Annotated in this window: 12 protein-coding genes; 5 read left to right on the forward strand and 7 right to left on the reverse strand. The window is 65.7% G+C overall.

Annotation, left to right across the window (positions count from 1 at the left end):
* Window positions 1-68: 68 nt before the first annotated feature.
* The 7 genes from A5758_RS09545 to A5758_RS09575 all read right to left on the reverse strand — a co-directional run bounded on the left by A5758_RS09545 (window position 69) and on the right by A5758_RS09575 (window position 7348).
* Entirely contained in the window at window positions 69-515 is a 447-nt protein-coding gene (locus A5758_RS09545) for a cupin domain-containing protein (RefSeq protein ID WP_067739341.1), read from the reverse strand.
* A gap of 19 nt (window positions 516-534) precedes the next feature.
* On the reverse strand, window positions 535-1455 hold the full coding sequence (locus A5758_RS09550; RefSeq protein ID WP_067739344.1) for an NADP-dependent oxidoreductase: 921 nt from the start codon (window positions 1453-1455) through the stop codon (window positions 535-537).
* Window positions 1455-1700, reverse strand: a complete 246-nt coding sequence (locus A5758_RS09555) for a hypothetical protein (RefSeq protein ID WP_067203860.1) — start codon at window positions 1698-1700, stop codon at window positions 1455-1457. The genes A5758_RS09550 and A5758_RS09555 overlap by 1 nt, the downstream gene beginning before the upstream one ends.
* 193 nt (window positions 1701-1893) lie before the next feature.
* On the reverse strand, window positions 1894-3081 hold the full coding sequence (locus tag A5758_RS09560) for a PPE family protein (protein WP_156622561.1): 1188 nt from the start codon (window positions 3079-3081) through the stop codon (window positions 1894-1896).
* A gap of 25 nt (window positions 3082-3106) precedes the next feature.
* Entirely contained in the window at window positions 3107-4159 is a 1053-nt protein-coding gene (locus A5758_RS09565) for an alpha/beta hydrolase fold domain-containing protein (protein WP_067739347.1), read from the reverse strand.
* Between the two features lie 498 nt (window positions 4160-4657).
* On the reverse strand, window positions 4658-5332 hold the full coding sequence (locus tag A5758_RS09570; RefSeq protein ID WP_231987258.1) for a phosphoenolpyruvate carboxylase: 675 nt from the start codon (window positions 5330-5332) through the stop codon (window positions 4658-4660).
* Window positions 5333-5650: 318 nt separating this feature from the next.
* Entirely contained in the window at window positions 5651-7348 is a 1698-nt protein-coding gene (locus A5758_RS09575; protein WP_304441253.1) for a sigma-54-dependent Fis family transcriptional regulator, read from the reverse strand.
* A gap of 327 nt (window positions 7349-7675) precedes the next feature.
* On the opposite strand from A5758_RS09575, the gene A5758_RS25110 reads away from it, so the two are divergent.
* The 5 genes from A5758_RS25110 (at window position 7676) to A5758_RS26025 (ending at window position 16171) form a co-directional block, all read left to right on the forward strand.
* The gene (locus A5758_RS25110; protein ID WP_082939630.1) at window positions 7676-7891 is read left to right on the forward strand and encodes a hypothetical protein; all 216 of its coding nucleotides are present in this window, start codon (window positions 7676-7678) and stop codon (window positions 7889-7891) included.
* Between the two features lie 212 nt (window positions 7892-8103).
* Window positions 8104-10896, forward strand: coding sequence for a LuxR family transcriptional regulator (locus tag A5758_RS09580; RefSeq protein ID WP_067739352.1), 2793 nt, complete (start codon window positions 8104-8106; stop codon window positions 10894-10896).
* 89 nt (window positions 10897-10985) lie between these two features.
* On the forward strand, window positions 10986-13799 hold the full coding sequence (locus A5758_RS09585; RefSeq protein WP_082939632.1) for a LuxR family transcriptional regulator: 2814 nt from the start codon (window positions 10986-10988) through the stop codon (window positions 13797-13799).
* Between the two features lie 524 nt (window positions 13800-14323).
* Complete coding sequence (locus tag A5758_RS09590) at window positions 14324-15400, forward strand: alpha/beta fold hydrolase (protein WP_255360809.1); 1077 nt, start codon at window positions 14324-14326, stop codon at window positions 15398-15400.
* A 618-nt stretch (window positions 15401-16018) separates the two neighbouring features.
* A complete protein-coding gene (locus tag A5758_RS26025) occupies window positions 16019-16171 on the forward strand; it encodes a hypothetical protein (protein WP_197503755.1) in 153 nt (50 codons plus the stop codon).
* Window positions 16172-16497: the final 326 nt, after the last annotated feature.

The raw sequence follows: 16497 nt of genomic DNA on the forward strand, positions 1-16497 counted from the left end.
GTGTCGTATTGCGGAGATGGATGATGTCGTCAAATCGTTGATGCCGAGGGATCCAATCTTTTGGATCGCTAACGCGTCGGCTCGTTTTTCGCGTTGTCGGCCGTGGTGAGCGGGGCGTCACCCGTATCGAGTAGGAAGACTGCGAGTAGTTCAGCAGGTTCCGTGGCGCTGGCATTTTCACTGATCGTGTGGTGTGCGCCGGGGGCTTCACTCCACGTCTCACCGGCGTGATAGACGCGTGCAGGCTCACCTTCGACTTGGCTGCGGATCGCTCCGGAGATCACGTAGGCCATGATGAACGCCGATTTCGCGTGGTGGTGAGCTCCGCTTTTCGCTCCGGGCGGATAGCTGACGGTCACTGCTTCAAGTGATTTGCCCGGAACATTTGTTGGTTGATTGAAAACTGGTCGGACAACCGGATTTTGATCCGAGTTCTCTGGCGCCGGCTCCGCATGGGCCGCAGGCGCGAGCATCACCGCAACAGTCAGTGCGGCGAGTGGCAGTTTTAACGCCATTTTCAGCTGCCCTTCCTTCTCAGTCCTGGGCTACGCGCAGAATCGTCTTGCCGGGAATACGCTTGCCGGGAGCGAATGCGGCGGCAGCTTCGGCGAGTGGCAGCACGCTACCCACGACCGGCTTCAGGCGTCCATCCCTTACTCGCGCGGCGAGGTCGGCGAGCTGGGCGCGGTCGGCTTCGACCAGGAAGAAGATCGCCCGCCCATCACTCGGCAGGGTCTTCGGCGGCTCGGCGATCGTGACGAGCGTTCCGCCGGCCCGCACCAGAGCCGCCGAGCGGGCCAGGATATCTCCGCCGATCACGTCGAACACCACGTCGACTTCGCCCGCGTCCTCCAGCTTCTCGGTCTCCAGGTCGAGGAAGGTGTGGACGCCGAACTCCTCCGCCCGGTCTCGGTCGGCGGTCCGACCGGTACCGATGACGCGCGCTCCGACCTCGCGGGCGAGTTGCACCGCGATCGACCCGACCCCACCCGCGGCGCCGTGGATCAGAACCGTTTGTCCGGCGGCGAGGCGACCGTGGTCGAACAGGCCCTGCCAGGCGGCCAACCCAGAGATCGGCAGCGCCGCGGCCACCGTATGGTCGATGTCCGCCGGCAGCGGTGCGAGATTGCGAGCCTCCACGGCGACGTATTCCGCGAGCGAGCCGTTGCGGGCCCAGTCCGCGAGCCCGAACACCCGCTGACCGACGCTCAAAAGGGTTGTGCCGTAACCCAACTCAACCACGACGCCCGACAGCTCGTGGCCGGGCACACTCGGCGTCCGGTCGCGGCCCGCACGGTCGATCCAGGTGTGCGGCCAGTCAAGCTCCCCGCGGGTGAAGCCCGCTGCGTGCACCCGCACGACGACGTCATTGTCGGCCGCCTGGGGGTAGGGCAGGTCCGTCAACGACAGGCCGGCGATACCGGCGTCGCGGTCTGAAACGGTGATGGCTTGCATTACAGGTCCTTCCTGATGCGGGTTGTTGTCGTGGGGCCGGCCGCGGACTGCGGTTGTACGCTGACGAGCTCAAGGCCTAGATCACGGACCCGGTCGAGGAGTCCGTAAAGCTGTGACTGGTCGCGGATTTCACCGGTGAACACCGTTTCGGTCGCACCGGCCTCGAATCGCATTCCTTCTAATGCGGACCCGAGCCGCTCGGTCACGCGGCCTTGAATGCAGATCCGGTACATCGTCGGCCGCATTTGCCCTCCGCTCGCCGGCTGCCGATCAGAATTCACCGGCGCGGGGTGAGCCGTCATCACCCGGCGAGCGAATTCACCCGGGTGAGCGGAAAGGCATCGGGGCGGGGCCACCACGGTCGGGCCGCCCGGCGTTGTGCCACACCCAGCGCGGTGCCGGGCCCGTCGTCGTTGCCGGGCGGGCGCCCCGACACCGCTAGCTTGATCGTGGCCGGCCCTGACGGGGAGCACTCCGGATGCCGCGCACGACCATACTCGCCAAGAGCATTTCGTTGAGCATGCTTTCCGAGCCCGTTGCCATGACCGCCGGGGCGGCACCGGACAGGGTGGTCTGCCATGCGACCGATACGCGTCCGATCGTGGGAGTGGCCGCGGCCCAGCTCGGCGGCACCGACAGTGCGCCGATTGAGGAGGCCCGGCCCCAACCCGCTGACAACGCAGGTCCCGCGCCGCCGGCCGCCCCCGGATCTGCCGGACCCGGTGACGCAAACTCCCCTGTTGCCGGGTCCCCCGCAATCGCTCCCAGGCGTGCCAGAATGGCATCCATCTTGCTTGCACCGTCCGGGTCGTAGTGCACTGCATATCCCAGGCCCGCATACGACCCGCCCATGCCCGTCGACGTGATGGCCGTCGACGCCGATGCAACGGTCAGGTTCACCGGGCTCAGTAAGCCCAGCAATTGCAACAATGTTGGGACAGCAGCCCCGGCGGCGGGTGCAGGCACCGCAAGCCCCTGGATTGCACCGGGTATCGCCGAAAGTAGCTGCGAGCCCGTCGACATGACGGTCTGGGTCGCGGTGCCGGCCGGCGTGGCGCTGGCATCGGCAACCGCAGCAACCTGGCCGGCGGCCCCTGCCGGATTCGTGGTGGGCGCCGGCGGGGTGAACGGGGGTAGCGCCGAAGCGGCGGCCGACGCGCCGGCGTACTCATACATTGCCCCGGCGTCTTGGGCCCACATCTCGCCGTATTCGGCTTCGGTCGCCGCGATCGCCGGGGTGTTTTGCCCGAGGATGTTGGTCGCGATGAGCGACATCAGCCGCGCGCGGTTGGCTGCGATGATCGGTGGGGGCACCGTCATGGCAAACGCGGCCTCGAACGCGGCGGCGGCGGCCCTGGCCTGGACGGCGGCCTGCTCACATAGCGCAGCGGTCGTGGTCACCCATGCCACGTAGGGCGCGAAGGCGGCCGTCATCGCCACCGACGCGGTGCCCAGCCATGCCGCGCTGGTCAGGTCTGCGATCACCCACTGATACGAGCCCGCTGTGGAATGAAGGTCGACGGCCAGCCCGTCCCACGCCGCAGCGGCAGCGAGCATCGACCCGTTGCCGGGCCCGCAATACATGCGGCCGGAGTTGACTTCTGGTGGCAAGGCCCCGAAATTCATTCTCGAAAACCTAAGGGGCGCTTAGCTATCCGGTGGCGTCACGGATATAGCGGCCGATCTGGCGCAATGAGCGGGTGGCTTCGGGGATCATCGGCGCGGCGAGTTGGAACACGTGGATTTGGCCCGGCCATACTTTTACATCGACCGGTACGCCGACGGTGGACAGTCGTTGAGCGGCCAGGTGCGCGTCATGAAGTAGCACCTCGCAACCGGACACATGAATCAACACCGGTGGCAGGCCGGGTTGGATGTGATCGAGCGGCTCATAGAGCGCGTCGGAATACCCGTTGGCGCCGCGGCGTGCCGCGGCGCGGGTGATCAAGCCGTGAAAGGCGTCGAATGCTCGGGGTGGGAACATCGCATCCGCGCCGATGTTGGGGTGGGTCGTTTTCTGCTGGCTGGCCAGTTGCAGCAGCGGTGACATGGCCACCAGCGCGGCGGGCTGCTCACCGCACTCGAGCAGGCGTTGAGCCAACGTCAGCGCCAGATAGCCGCCGGCGGAATCACCGGCCAGCACGATCTGGTTGGGCTTATATCCTTTTCGGCGCAACCACGAGTAGCCCTCGTAGCAGTCGTCGATCGCATCGCCGATCGAATATTTGGGAAGTTTGCGGTAGCTGGGCACAAGTACGGGGGTGTCGGCGAAACCGGACAGCATGCTCACCAGTCGGCCGTGCGAGTAGGCACCGCAGGCGAGGAACGCCCCGCCGTGCAGATACAGCACGACGCGGCGGGTGCCGTCGGCCGGCGACACCCCGGCGGCGCGGATCAGCTGCGCGGTGCAGTGCGTCAGCCCGATGCCGGCGCGCACCGTGCCTCGTGCCGGCGTGATGGCGCGTGCGCTGAAATCGACGACGCCCCAAGGCCACGGCGCGGAGGGCAGGTAACTGCCCACGCTCAGCGCGGGCCGGATCATCAGCCGGGTGCTCAGCGCGGCGATGCGCGCGGCCATGCTCGGACCGTCCGGGATGACGTCAACGACGGCGTCCGCTCGGACGGGGTACCGTCGAGATTTTCGTGCCTGGGCTGCTCTTAGACTGGGCCGTGGCGAACCCGGTACGGCGGCGGGTGCGCTCATGTCAGCACTTCCACGCCCGGGTCATCGGGTGCCATACGGCCCCAACCAAATTCACGTGAGGTGAAGACGTCGCTCACCGTGCGTCGGCGCGCCCGTTCGCGTTGCTCACCGAGCAGAACTGGCGCCGAGACAGGCCGTGGGCTCATCGTGCCGGTTCTGAGTTGAGGGCTGGCGCGCATGCATTGCACAAGCGCGCACCCTGCCGGTCAACGAATCTTGGTGATTCACTTGGTTTTCGGCCTGCGCCTCCGCATGACGGGCACTGTTGGCCAGCGGCGGCCGCCTGCTGGTCACGGCGTTCCCAGACGACCGCTCGTCCCCGCGCCACCGCCTTGCGGCGCCGGTTGTCGGCATGGGAGATCAACCCCGCCGTGACCAAGGATCCCGCGCAAACGGCGACAGACACGCCGAAATCGGCTAGTTGACCATAAATCAGCCTGAGGGCCGCGTAATCCCCGGAAACCACAGCCAGAAACAGGGAGACAATGCGTAGTCGACTCACGATGTCAGCCCCGCGAGCCCGATCGGACGCGCAGCGAAGACGCTGCGCAAATATCCAGTGGGGCGCCCGCAGGTTGTGCACACCGGGTGGGTGCCACATCGGGACGCCATCTCGCGTGTGTCACCCACGTAGGTCGCCATCGCCCACTGAACGATTTCCAGGCAGGTTTGACAGAGCGTCTCGACGAGGTCGCCGTCCGGGGTGAGCCCCATCTGGTCGCATTCGTCGATCGCGTGTATCTCGGCGACCGCTACCGCCGGCGCACCGCATGCGGTGCCGCTCGACACCCCCTGGGCACTGCAGATGGGCCGCAGCGCGTGAAGTTGATCGTCAATCGCCGGGACGGTGTCCATCGCGGCATCTCCTTTCCGATGCGCCCAACGCCGGGCAATGGCGGCCGCGTCCCGCATTCGATGCAGCAGCCATGGTGTCCGCGCGGCGCCGGAGCCGTATTCAGCAGGCGATCGTCGAAATTCGCGTGGCTTCATCTGGTTTCTCCAATTTGTGGCGATGGGTTCCGCGGTGATCAACGCAGCAAGGTTGTCCACTGTCATCGCGACCCGTTGCACGCGTATGCGGCCCCGAACGCAAATCCGGTAGATGGTCGGCTCCGCGTACCCTCCGCTCGCGATCTGTTCGCCAGCATTCATTGAGGTGGGATGAGTGGTCATCACCCGGCAAATTGATTCACCCGGGCGATTTGGCGAGTGCTGCGAACAGCCAGGCAAAACCTCGCTAGATGTGACGTATTCACAATGGCGCCGACGCAGTCAGCCGATATCAGACCTGACACCTTGTTTGTCGAGGCGGCGGCACGGTGCGAATCGGGAAGCGGGCAGCCCGTTCATCAGGTTGCCGCAGAGGGGCCGCGGACGCAGGCGGCCCGCCCCCGCTTTGGCATCGGGAGCTTGCGGGAGCAAATGACGAGGGATGCGGCGGTTCGCGATGGTGATTGTGGGCCAATGCTTTTGGGCCGATAGGCGTGGGGGCTACGCGATGCCGTAGTCGCTAATCTTGCGGTAGATGGTCGCCCGCGACATTCCCAGGGCGCGAGCCGCCTCTTGCTTGTTGCCGCCGTTATCTTGCAGGCTACGGACAATCGCGTCGCGCTCCAGGGCTTCCATTTGGGTCAGCTTCCGCCGCGTGATGGAGCGGCACTCCGGTGGCAACTTGTCCGCGCCGATAACGCCCGATCGTTGGCGAGCAACGGTTTCGGTCAGAACCCGTCGCAGCTGCGAGACGTTGCCCGGCCACGGCAGCCTGCTGAGGTGGCGCATGGCATCGGGTGCCAGCTCCACATCAGCACCCCGGGTGATCTCGCGCAGTAACCACGGCACCAATTCCTCGAGGTCGTCAATCCTGTGTCGCAGCGCCGGCACTGTGACGGAGTGGGTAAACAGCGCCAGCAGCTGCTTGATCGGTGCTGAGGGAGGCGCGGAACTTCTGGTCGCCGCGACCCATCCCCGTCCTGCGCGTGTGGCCAGCATCGAGGTGATCGATTCGAGTGTGTCCTCGTCGATATCATCCACGTCGGCGATTACCACCGCGAAGTCCTCATCGCCGGACGCAGCCGCCAGCTCGGCGACGAGACGCGTCGCGCTGGAAAACGTTTCGGCGCGCAGCACCCGAACGGTTCGGCCCGGTTTGACGTGCTGCCCCACCGCCTGGGCTAGCCGCGCCCGGCCAGATCCTTTCTCTCCCTCGATCATCACCCAGTGACGGTCGCTGCAGCACTGCCGCACCTCCTGGCAGGAGCGCAGCCAGGCGCCGTCGCGACCGGCCAGGCCAGGGATTCGAGTGTGCGCCGAGTGGCCGATTTGAGGGCGCTGCGAGCTTGTCTGGGAAGAGAGATCAACGTGGAAAACGACATTGGTCCGGCTACCGCATATCGTCGAGCGGTCGGCGGCAGTGATCTTGGCGATGTGCCCGCTTGGCAGAACAGCCAGCGCCGTGCCCGAGAGCGTGGAGCCGAGTAGATCCGAGGCATGTTCGAGCAGCGCAGTCTGATCGTTACCGTGAAGTGTCCGACGCAGATAGGGGTTCATCAACACCACGTCGCCACCCATCGCAAGGACCCCGCTCGAAGACCGCCGTGCCTGCCGCAGATACGCCTCCAACAGTGCCGTCTCACCCTCATGAGCCACCACGCGCATGCGATCTTCAATTTGGTGAGCGGCGCTGGTCGCCAGCGCGAGCAACAGTGGATCTGATTGGACAGAAAGACAACTCAGATTGACGACGCCGATAATTCTGCCCGTTATCGGGTCACGGATCGGCGACCCCGCGCACGCGAAACCGAACCACATCGCGACATAGTGCTCACCGCCGCGGATGAATGCGGGCCGTCCAGTCTCCAGCGCGGTGCCGATTCCGTTGGTGCCCGCCGCCTCTTCAGACAAGCTGTAGCCCGGTGCAATGCTAGTCGTGTCAAAGGCGTTGAGGACGGACACTTCTGGGGCGGTCCGATCAACCACCACGCCGTCGGTCGATGTCAGGAGAACGCCGACAGTATGGGCAGCCAGCTCATCGGCGACCCGTTGCAGGACTGGCGCGGCCGCGCGCGACAACCTTGAACCCCTATCGGGTTCGCGCACATAGGGCAGTTCGACGCGATCGGGGTCTAGGTGCAGCGCCTGCGAGCGACGCCAAGATTCCAGCACGCTTGGGGGCAAGGTCTCTGCCTCCAAGGCGCCCTCGCACAAGAACCGTTCCCGCACCCGGCGAACGTCGGTTGGGACGTCGCCCCGCAAGCTCATCGACGCATGGACCTCGCTCCCGGACCGAGCGGTGCAGCCGCCCCCAATACCGGCGTCTCACATTGAGACGCACAACGCTCCTCAGATTGAGACGTTCAGTCTACGCCCGCGGCGGTGTCATTGGTCATGTCAGCTAATACCGATCGAGGAGTGACGGTGAAGCAGCAACGGCACACAGCGTCGAACGCGACGGCGGCTCGGTCGTCAGGCGATCCGCGTCGGCCATTCCGGCACAAGCCAGCGAAAAGGCGTGGAGAAATGACTATCTATCAGCTAACCGATCGCCTGCACGACGGCCGCACCGTACGCGTCCAAGCTGATCAAATCTTTGAGACGGTGGCCTCATGGCTGGCCGAGTTGGGCGCCTGCAGTCCATTAGTGGAGTTGCTCAGCCGAGCGGTGCGCGATGGTGACTGGCCTGCAACACACGAAATAGCCGACTACCTCTCTGTGGAAGTCCAGGTGGCAGCATGAGATCGGGCCGGGAACCAGAGCGGCTTTTCGAGGCATACTCGATGGACACCCACAATCCCGGTCGCGGTCCGCTGCGTCTCGCCTATGCGCAGGAGATCGGTCAGAGGAATACGCCTACACTGGCTACCAGCGCTAATGGTGGCGAGAACTGTGGACGACACAACGGGGAGGTCTTCCGCCCGCCTACTTCACGTCGGGGGGCGGCGGTTCGCGTGAGCACCACGAGGGCGTCGGGCAACGTGCACATACCGCCGATTCGTGGGCGGGCGGGCGAGCTGAAGGTGATCGGCGCGCTGATCGAGGCGGTCGCTCAGGGCCGCGGGGGCGTACTGGTCATCGAGGGGCCGCCGGGCATCGGGAAGAGCCGCTTGTTGACCGAGGTCTTGGCGCTCGCCGAGAACGCCGGTGTTCGGGCGCTATTCGGCGAGGCGTTCGAGTACCAGCAGACGGTGCCATTTTTCTCGCTCTTCATGGCGACCCTGCGGGCGGATCCCCCTGTCGGTGATGCCGAGGCGTTGCGCCGGTTGGGCGGCTCGGCGGATCTCCGTTACTGGGTGGTGCACGATCTGGCCGACGCGATTTACTCGGCGGCCGCGGAAACCCCCCTGGCGATTGTGCTGGAGGACATCCACTGGGCCGATAACGGCACGGCGTTGGCGCTGCGGTCGCTCGCCACGGTGAGCCCGGGTGTGCCTGTTTTGTGGGTCTTGACCGCCCGCACCGGCGCTGGTGGGCCGGCGGTCCAGGAAACCTTGTCGGTGCTGCATCGCGCGAACGCCACATTCTTACAATTGACGGCGATGACGCCGGATGCGGTTGCCGACATGGTTCAAGACGCGGTGCGGGCGAGGGCGGATGCGCCGCTGTTGGATCTGGCCGCCAAGGCGCACGGGAATCCGTTTTTGGTCACCGAGCTGGTCGGGGGGCTGGGCGAGGAGGGCCGGCTCAATCTCTCCGGCGGCCACGCGACAGTCATCGGAGACGGGCTGCCGCGACGTCTGGGCGCAACGATGCACCAGCGGCTGGAGCTGCTCTCCGGCGCGGCCTCAGAGCTTGTGCGGGTGGCCGCGGTGCTGCCCGACCGGTTTTCGGCTGGCTTGCTGGCCGCGATGCTGGAACGGTCGCCAGCCTCATTGCTGTCGGCGCTCGAGGAGGCAGTGCGTGCGGATCTGCTCCTGGAAGACGGTGAGCGGCTGAGATTTCGGCATGACTTGCTGCGCGAGGCCACCCGGCAGTCCTTACCCCAGTCACTGCGCCGAGCGATGGAGCGCCAGTCGGCGTCCGTCATGCTCGGCATGGGAGCGGCCCCCGCCGAGGTGGCCACCCAGCTGGCGCGAAGCGCCGAGCCCGGGGACAGAGAGGCGATCGGCGCACTGCGGCGGGCCGCTCAGTCGGTGGGCCGCGGCGATGCAAGTGCGGCCGCGGACTTGTGCAAGCGTGCGTTGGAACTGTTGCCCGCCAATGCCGCTGAACACGGGTCATTGGTCGCTGAAACGGTGGAGTTGCTCAACCGGGCCAGCCGCTACGGCGAGGCAGAAGAAGTGGCCGTCGCGGCGCTCTCGGAGGCGGCGTCGCCGGAGGAAGAGGCCGAGATTCGCCTCCGGCTCCCGACGATCAATACGCACAGTGCCCAACGGCGGGTCGAGGAAAATCGCCGAGCGCTGCAGTTGGGCGGAATCGGCGAAGTCACCCGGGCGCGGCATCTGGCCCTGCTGGCGTACAACCTGCTTTTCGACCAACGCGGACAAGAGCGCGGGGCGGCCGACGAGGCTGCCGCGGTTGCTAAAGCGACTGGTGATCTCGAGTCGAAGATCGTGGCCGATGTCACCCTCGCTTGTCTCGATTGTGCGGATGGGTATGCGGACCGTGCCCTACGCCACCTCGAAGAGACTTGCGCGCTCGCCCGCGCGAGTGATCCGACGGCAGCCCATGACTTGCTCGCAGCACACCACGCGAACCTCCTGGCGGTGGTCGGCCGATTGGACGACGCGGCAGCCCAGATCGAAAGCGGAATAGAGCAAGCCCGCAGGGAGCGCAACGCGATGGCCCTTGATATTTGGGCCAATATCGCCGCCTGGGTCCATCTCGCGACGGGGCGGTTGTCCGCAGCTCGCGCCGAGGTTGAATCCCTGCCGCGCCCACAGCGGACAGGCGCGACCGACCTGGACATGATCCGCATGGCCCTTCTGGCCGAAGTGGCGGTGCATACCGGTGACCGAAACTTGCTGCAGCAGATGGCCATTGAGGCCCGTGATGCCTATCCCACCGGCGCATCGACGGTACGCCGGGCGGCGGCGCAGGTGCTCGCGCTGGCGGCCTGGCAGCGCGACGACGTCCATGACGCGATGCGCTGGCTGGGCGATATCACGCTGCTTGGGACACCGCTCACGCCTGAGGTCTTAGATCTGGTGATCTTGGGCGCACGGGTGGCCTCGGCTGCCGGTGATGCCGGCCTGCGCGCACGTGTCCTGCACGCCACCGAGGCGCTGGAGCGTGAACGGCCACCGGTGCCGCTGTTCTCGGGGGTCGCCGGATACGCCCGCGGGATACTCGAACGTGACGCCCAGGCATTAGTGGCTGCCGCGGAGTTGCTTCGCTCGTCTTCGCGGCCGCTTCTTTACGCAGGCGCAGCCGAAGATGCCGGCGGCGAGTTGGCGCGCGCACAGCGCAACGCCGAGGCGATCGACCAGCTCAACGCGGCATTCGACACCTACATCGAGTGCGAAGCGAGTGCCGATGGCCGCCGCGTCGGCCGCGCGCTGCGCCGATTGGGGGTGGAACGGCGCATCGCCACGCACCAGCGGCCAAAAACGGGCTGGGACAGCCTCACCGACTCCGAGCTCAAGGTCATCAACCTCATCGCACACGGCGCGACCAACCGCGACGTCGCCACCGAGCTGAACCTCTCCCCCCACACGGTGAAAACCCACGTCCACAACGCATTCGCCAAGCTGGGCATTGCCTCCCGCACCCAATTGGCCCAGCTCATGCGCGGCGCTGATTGACCGACGGCAGATCGGGTGGATGACGTGGGCGGGCCTACAATGACGAGCACCGCAGTGGCGGTCCGGCAAACGGTAGACAGGACAACCCGGTGGGGCCTTCAACCGGCCTTTTTGATATCGGCGGTCAGCCGCTGGTCACTCCGCCGATTCGGGGGCGGGCAGACGAGCTGAAACTGATCGGCGCGCTGGTTGCCGCGGTGGCCCAGGGGCGCGGGGGCGTGCTGGTCATCGAAGGCCCGCCCGGCATCGGCAAGAGTCGGTTGCTGACCGAGGTGTTGACCCTGGCCGACAAGCGCGGTGTGCGCACCTTGTTCGGGGAGGCGTTCGAATATCAGCAGACGGTGCCATTCTTCTCGCTGTTCATGGCCACGCTGAACGCCGATCCGCCGGTGGGTGACGCCGAGGCCTTGCGCCGACTCGGCGGCTCGGCCGATCTGCGCTACTGGGTGGTGCACGACTTGGCCGAAGCGATTCATGCGACGGCGGCGCAAACCCCGCTGGCGATCATGTTGGAGGACATTCACTGGGCCGATAACGGCACGCTGTTGGCGCTGCGGTCGCTGGCCACCGTGCGGCCGGATGTGGCAGTGCTGTGGGTGCTTACCGCCCGCACCGGGGCCGGCGGGCCGGCGGTGCAGGAGACCTTGGCAGTACTGCACCGCGCGAATGCCACATTCTTGCGATTGGCGGCCATGACGCCGGACGCGGTGGCCGACATGGTCCAAGACGCGGTGCGGGCGAGGGCGGATGCGTCGCTGCTCAGTTTGGCCGCCAAGGCGCACGGGAATCCGTTTCTGGTCCGTGAGCTGGTCGCGGGGCTGGGCGAGGAGGACCGGCTCACTGTCACCGGCGGGCGGGTGGTGGCCACCGGATATGGACTGCCGCGGCGGCTGGGCGTCGGCATGCAGCAGCGCCTGGACGTGCTCTCCGATAGTGCCTCGGAGGTGGTGCGGGTGGCCGCGGTGCTGCCCGACCGGTTCTCGGCCGGGCTGTTGGCCGCGATGCTTGACCGCCGCCCGGTCTCCTTGCTGTCGGCGCTGGAGGAGGCTCTGCGCGCTGATCTTTTCGTCGACGACGGTGAGCAGTTGAGATTTCGACACGACTTGCTGCGTGAGGCCACGCGGCAGGCGTTGCCGCAGTCGCTGCGGCGGGCGATGGAGCGCCAGTCGGCGTCGGTCATGCTGAGTATCGGCGCGGCCCCGGCCGAGGTGGCTACGCAGCTGGCACGCAGCGCCGAGCCGGGAGACCGGGAGGCTATCGAGGCACTGCGGCAAGCCGCCCAATCGGTTGGCCGCGGCGATGCGAGTGGGGCCGCGGACTTGAGCAAGCGTGCGTTGGAGCTGTTGCCCGCCGACGACGCCGAGCATGGATCCCTGGTCGCGGAAACGGTGGAATGGCTCAACAGGGCCAGCCGTCATGGCGAGGCCGAAGAATTAGCCGTCGTAGCGCTCTCAGAGGCGGTCTCGCCCGAAGTCGAGGCCGAGATCCGCCTCCGGCTCCCGGCGCACACCAAGCACAGCACCCAGTGGCGGGCGGAGGAGAATCGCCGAGCACTCGAGTTGAGCGACATCAGCGAGGTCACCCGGGCACGACATCTGGCCTGGCTGGCCTACAACCTTGTGTTGCAGGACAAAAGAGGGCAACAGCGCACAGCGGCCGACGAAGCTGCCGCCGCCGCGGCAGTCACCGGTGATCTCGAGGCCACGATCATGGCGGAGGTCACCCTCGCTTTGCTCGACATTGGTGAGGGGCACAGGGTCCGCGGCCTAGGCCGCCTCGAACAGCTTTGTTCGCTCGGCTACACGAATGATGCGGCCTTGGCGCATCACTATGCCGCAATGTACTACGCAATCCTACTGGGAGTGTTGGGCCGGTTGGACGACGCGGCGGGCCGGGTCGCCGACGGCGCAGGGCAGGCCCGCCGGGAAGGCAACGCGATGGTCCTCAATATGTGGACTGTCATTGGCGGGATTGTTCACCTCGCTGCGGGCCGGTTGTCGGCCGCTCGCGACGCGGCTCAGCCCTTGCCGTCACCCCAGCCGACAGGCGCGAGCGAGCCGGACCTGCTGCGCATCGTGATTATGGCCTCGGTGGCGGTGCGGACGGATGACCGAAACGTGTTGCAGCAGATGGCCAATGAGGCACGCGATGCCTACTCCACCGGCTCACCTGCCATCCGTCGAGGAGCGGCGTATGTGCTCGCGCTTGCGGCGTGGCAGCGCGACGACATTCATGAAGCGGTGCGCTGGCTCGGCGGTGACATCGCCCTACTCGGGACACCACTGCAGGTCTATGCCTTGGATCGGCTGATCTTGAGTGCGCAGGTGGCCACAGCCGCCGGTGATGCCGGCTTGCGCGCGCGGGTTCTGCAGGCCACCGAGATGCTGGAGTGCGAGCAGCCACCGGTGCCGCTGTTGGCAGGGGTGGCGGAGTATGCCCGCGGGATACTCGGGCGTGACGCTCCAGCATTGGTGGCTGCCGCGGAGTTGCTTCGCTCGTCTTCGCGGCCGCTTCTTTACGCAAGCGCTGCCGAGGATGCCGGCGGCGAGCTGGCGCGCGCACAGCGCAACGCCGAGGCGATCGACCAGCTCAACGCGGCATTCGACACCTACATCGAGTGCGAAGCGAGTGCCGATGCCCGCCGCGTCGGCCGCGCGCTGCGCCGATTGGGGGTGGAACGGCGCATCGCCACGCACCAGCGGCCAAAAACGGGCTGGGACAGCCTCACCGACTCCGAGCTCAAGGTCATCAACCTCATCGCACACGGCGCGACCAACCGCGACGTCGCCACCGAGCTGAACCTCTCCCCCCACACGGTGAAAACCCACGTCCACAACGCATTCGCCAAGCTGGGCATTGCCTCCCGCACCCAATTGGCCCAGCTCATACGCGGCGCTAATTGACTGACACGTCAAATATGGGGCCGCCTAGTACTGCATCCATCGGGCCCTAAACATCAACCCTCGGGCGATGGTTTTGCGCTGTCCGAACGACGACCGTAGTAGTCGACATCTAATTACGTTCTCACCCAAGCGGCGGCCTAGCTAGGCCGAACCACATACCGGTGAGCACACGAGGGAAAGAGCGAACAATGTTGAATGCGGCGCTTGGAATGCTGGCGATGGTGCCAGTGGCGTTCGGTCTCGCTGGGTACGCGATGGTGTCCCGATGACCGCCGGCCACGTCAGCTCGCTGACCGAACAGCAAGCAGGACTGTAGATCTCGATGCGCAGGCAAGTCGAGCTAGCTGAGGGGCAACGACGATGCCGAGCTGCCTGATTCTCTCCGGACAACGCCTGCTGCTACTTCTTCCACATCGTTTGCAGGGTCTGGCAGAACGCACGCGAGATGCACACGCCGAAACACTGCCATGTCTGGTGAAGCGATGACGCCACAGACGCCGCAAACGCGATGCAGCCGTAAGCGAATGCCCGGCACGCGCCGATCGCCGGCCTGCAACCGCATAGTTACCACGAGCGACGGCGTCTCGCTGTCCGTTCGCGACTGGGGATCTCACACCGCTGGCCATACAGTCGTACTTCTCCACGGCTATTGCTCGAACATGCAGTCCTGGAACATCCAGATGACGCAGCTGATCCGTCTCTGGGGCAACAGCATCCGAATCATCAGTTACGACCACCGTGGCCACGGCGACTCCGGCACTGCGTCGATGCACACGTATCGGATCGACCGACTCGCCGAAGACCTCGCCGAGGTGCTTGTCGCGCTTGGTGTTACGGGCCCACTCACCTTGGCGGGACACTCGATGGGCGGCATGACGGCCTTGGCCTATCTTCGCCGGCCAGCGAGCAAACGTCCCATTGAGCCGGAAAGCCTTGTTCTCGTCGCAACTGCCGCGGGGAACCTCTGCTCGCACGGTCTCGGCCGGCTGCTCAACACCCCCGCGGCAAGCATGCTCTACCACCTCGTACTCCGCATGCCGCGCATTGGTACCGACGAGATAGTTCAATTCCTCGCCCGGCCGGTCTGCGCGGCATTGACCCGACATGGCGGATACGGTGAAGCCGCTCCGAAGTCTTTGGTCGCTATGTCTGCGGCCGCCATCAACGCCACCCCGTCGACGACTAAAGTCGGTTTCCTGCGCGGTCTAAAGGAGTACGACTGCACTCAGACCCTGAGCTCTATCACGGCCAAGACAACCATCATCAGTGGAGGAGCGGACAAGCTCACGCCGATGTGGCACGCGCGGGCGCTGGCCGACGGTATCCCCGGAGCTACGCTCATCCACCGGCCCACCGCAGGACATACGCTCTTGCATGAAGTCCCGCAGGTGGTCACCGGAGCCATCAGCTCCGCCATCGCCGCCGGCGACCCGGTGCTCGCGGCCGGGAGCCAGGTAAGCGTCGACTATGGCCATTCCGGAGCTTGTGACCCCGCCGCTTCCGCGGCGTCGGAAAACCCGCTGGGCGGCGACTTCCCCATCGACCATTGCGATTCGGCGTTTAAGGCGTCACCCGTCGACGTCGAGGAGCGAGTGTCATGACCCGGCTGGGCACAGCCTCCGCCTTACTCGGAGTCGTCGCAGGCGATTACACGTCGTCGGCTATCTGACCGTTCGGCGGGCTGGGGCTGCGGTGAGCGCGTCTCAGCCCGCCGGATTCCATGAAAAGGACTCAATGTGACGACCGTTTTTTTCGCCGGTGACGTTCTTCATCAACGAGAGTTCTTGGCCCAATGACTCTGATTGCGTCCCCTGCTGCGATCTTGCTGAGAACTCGGCTGTGGTCGGTTTGTGCGCGCGATGCACGATCGGTCAGCGAAATGATCGAATGATTCGTGCTACCGAACGATTACGACGCAACGTCACTCACCCGCGGGCAACAACGGGGTGCGACAACCTCACCGACGCCGAACCGTTCCATCGCGCAGCAACTGCAACCCTCCCCTCACACGGTAAAGACCCACGTGCACAAGGCGTTTGCCAAGAGCGCCATCACTTCGCGCGCCTAATAGCCGCAACTCATCCGCCCTTGGCGATTAACCAGTCCGTCAAATATCAAGCCCACTAGGCATACACCGAGCCGGCCCTAAAGATCACCCGCTGGGCGATGGTGACGGCGGTGCCCGCGCTGCCAACGTAGTCATTGAGCTCTGAATCGCCGTGATCGCCACCGCCAAACGGGGAACCGGCGCCGAAGAGCAACTACGCAAAGGAATTGAGAAATCGATGATGAGCGCAGTGTTGGGAATGTTGATGATGATCCCGGTGGTGTTCGGCGTCGGTGGGTATGTCTTGGTGAACCGACGACCATGAGCGCGAAGATGTCGGAGGGCCGCCTGCCGGCGCCACCACGGTGTCTCACTTTGAGACGCTCGATCACCTCATGTTGAGACGCTCACCATCCGTTCGCCGCGGTGTCATGAGTTGCAGCAGTCATCCCATCGATGGGGAAAGAGGAGATATACGGTGAGCGGGCACAGCGTGAGCGCGGCTCACGAGAACATCCTCGAGCCGTTGGCGGCACGTGCGTCTGCCAGCCGAAACGGGCACCGCTGGCGTGCGCCGGAGGTGATCGAGGAGAACGGATTTGATTCAATAGGATCACCGCGATTGCCGGGCAGAATGAGCCCGCCCGACCC

This window comes from Mycobacterium sp. 852014-50255_SCH5639931 (assembly GCF_001665605.1).
Taxonomy (GTDB): domain Bacteria; phylum Actinomycetota; class Actinomycetes; order Mycobacteriales; family Mycobacteriaceae; genus Mycobacterium; species Mycobacterium paraffinicum.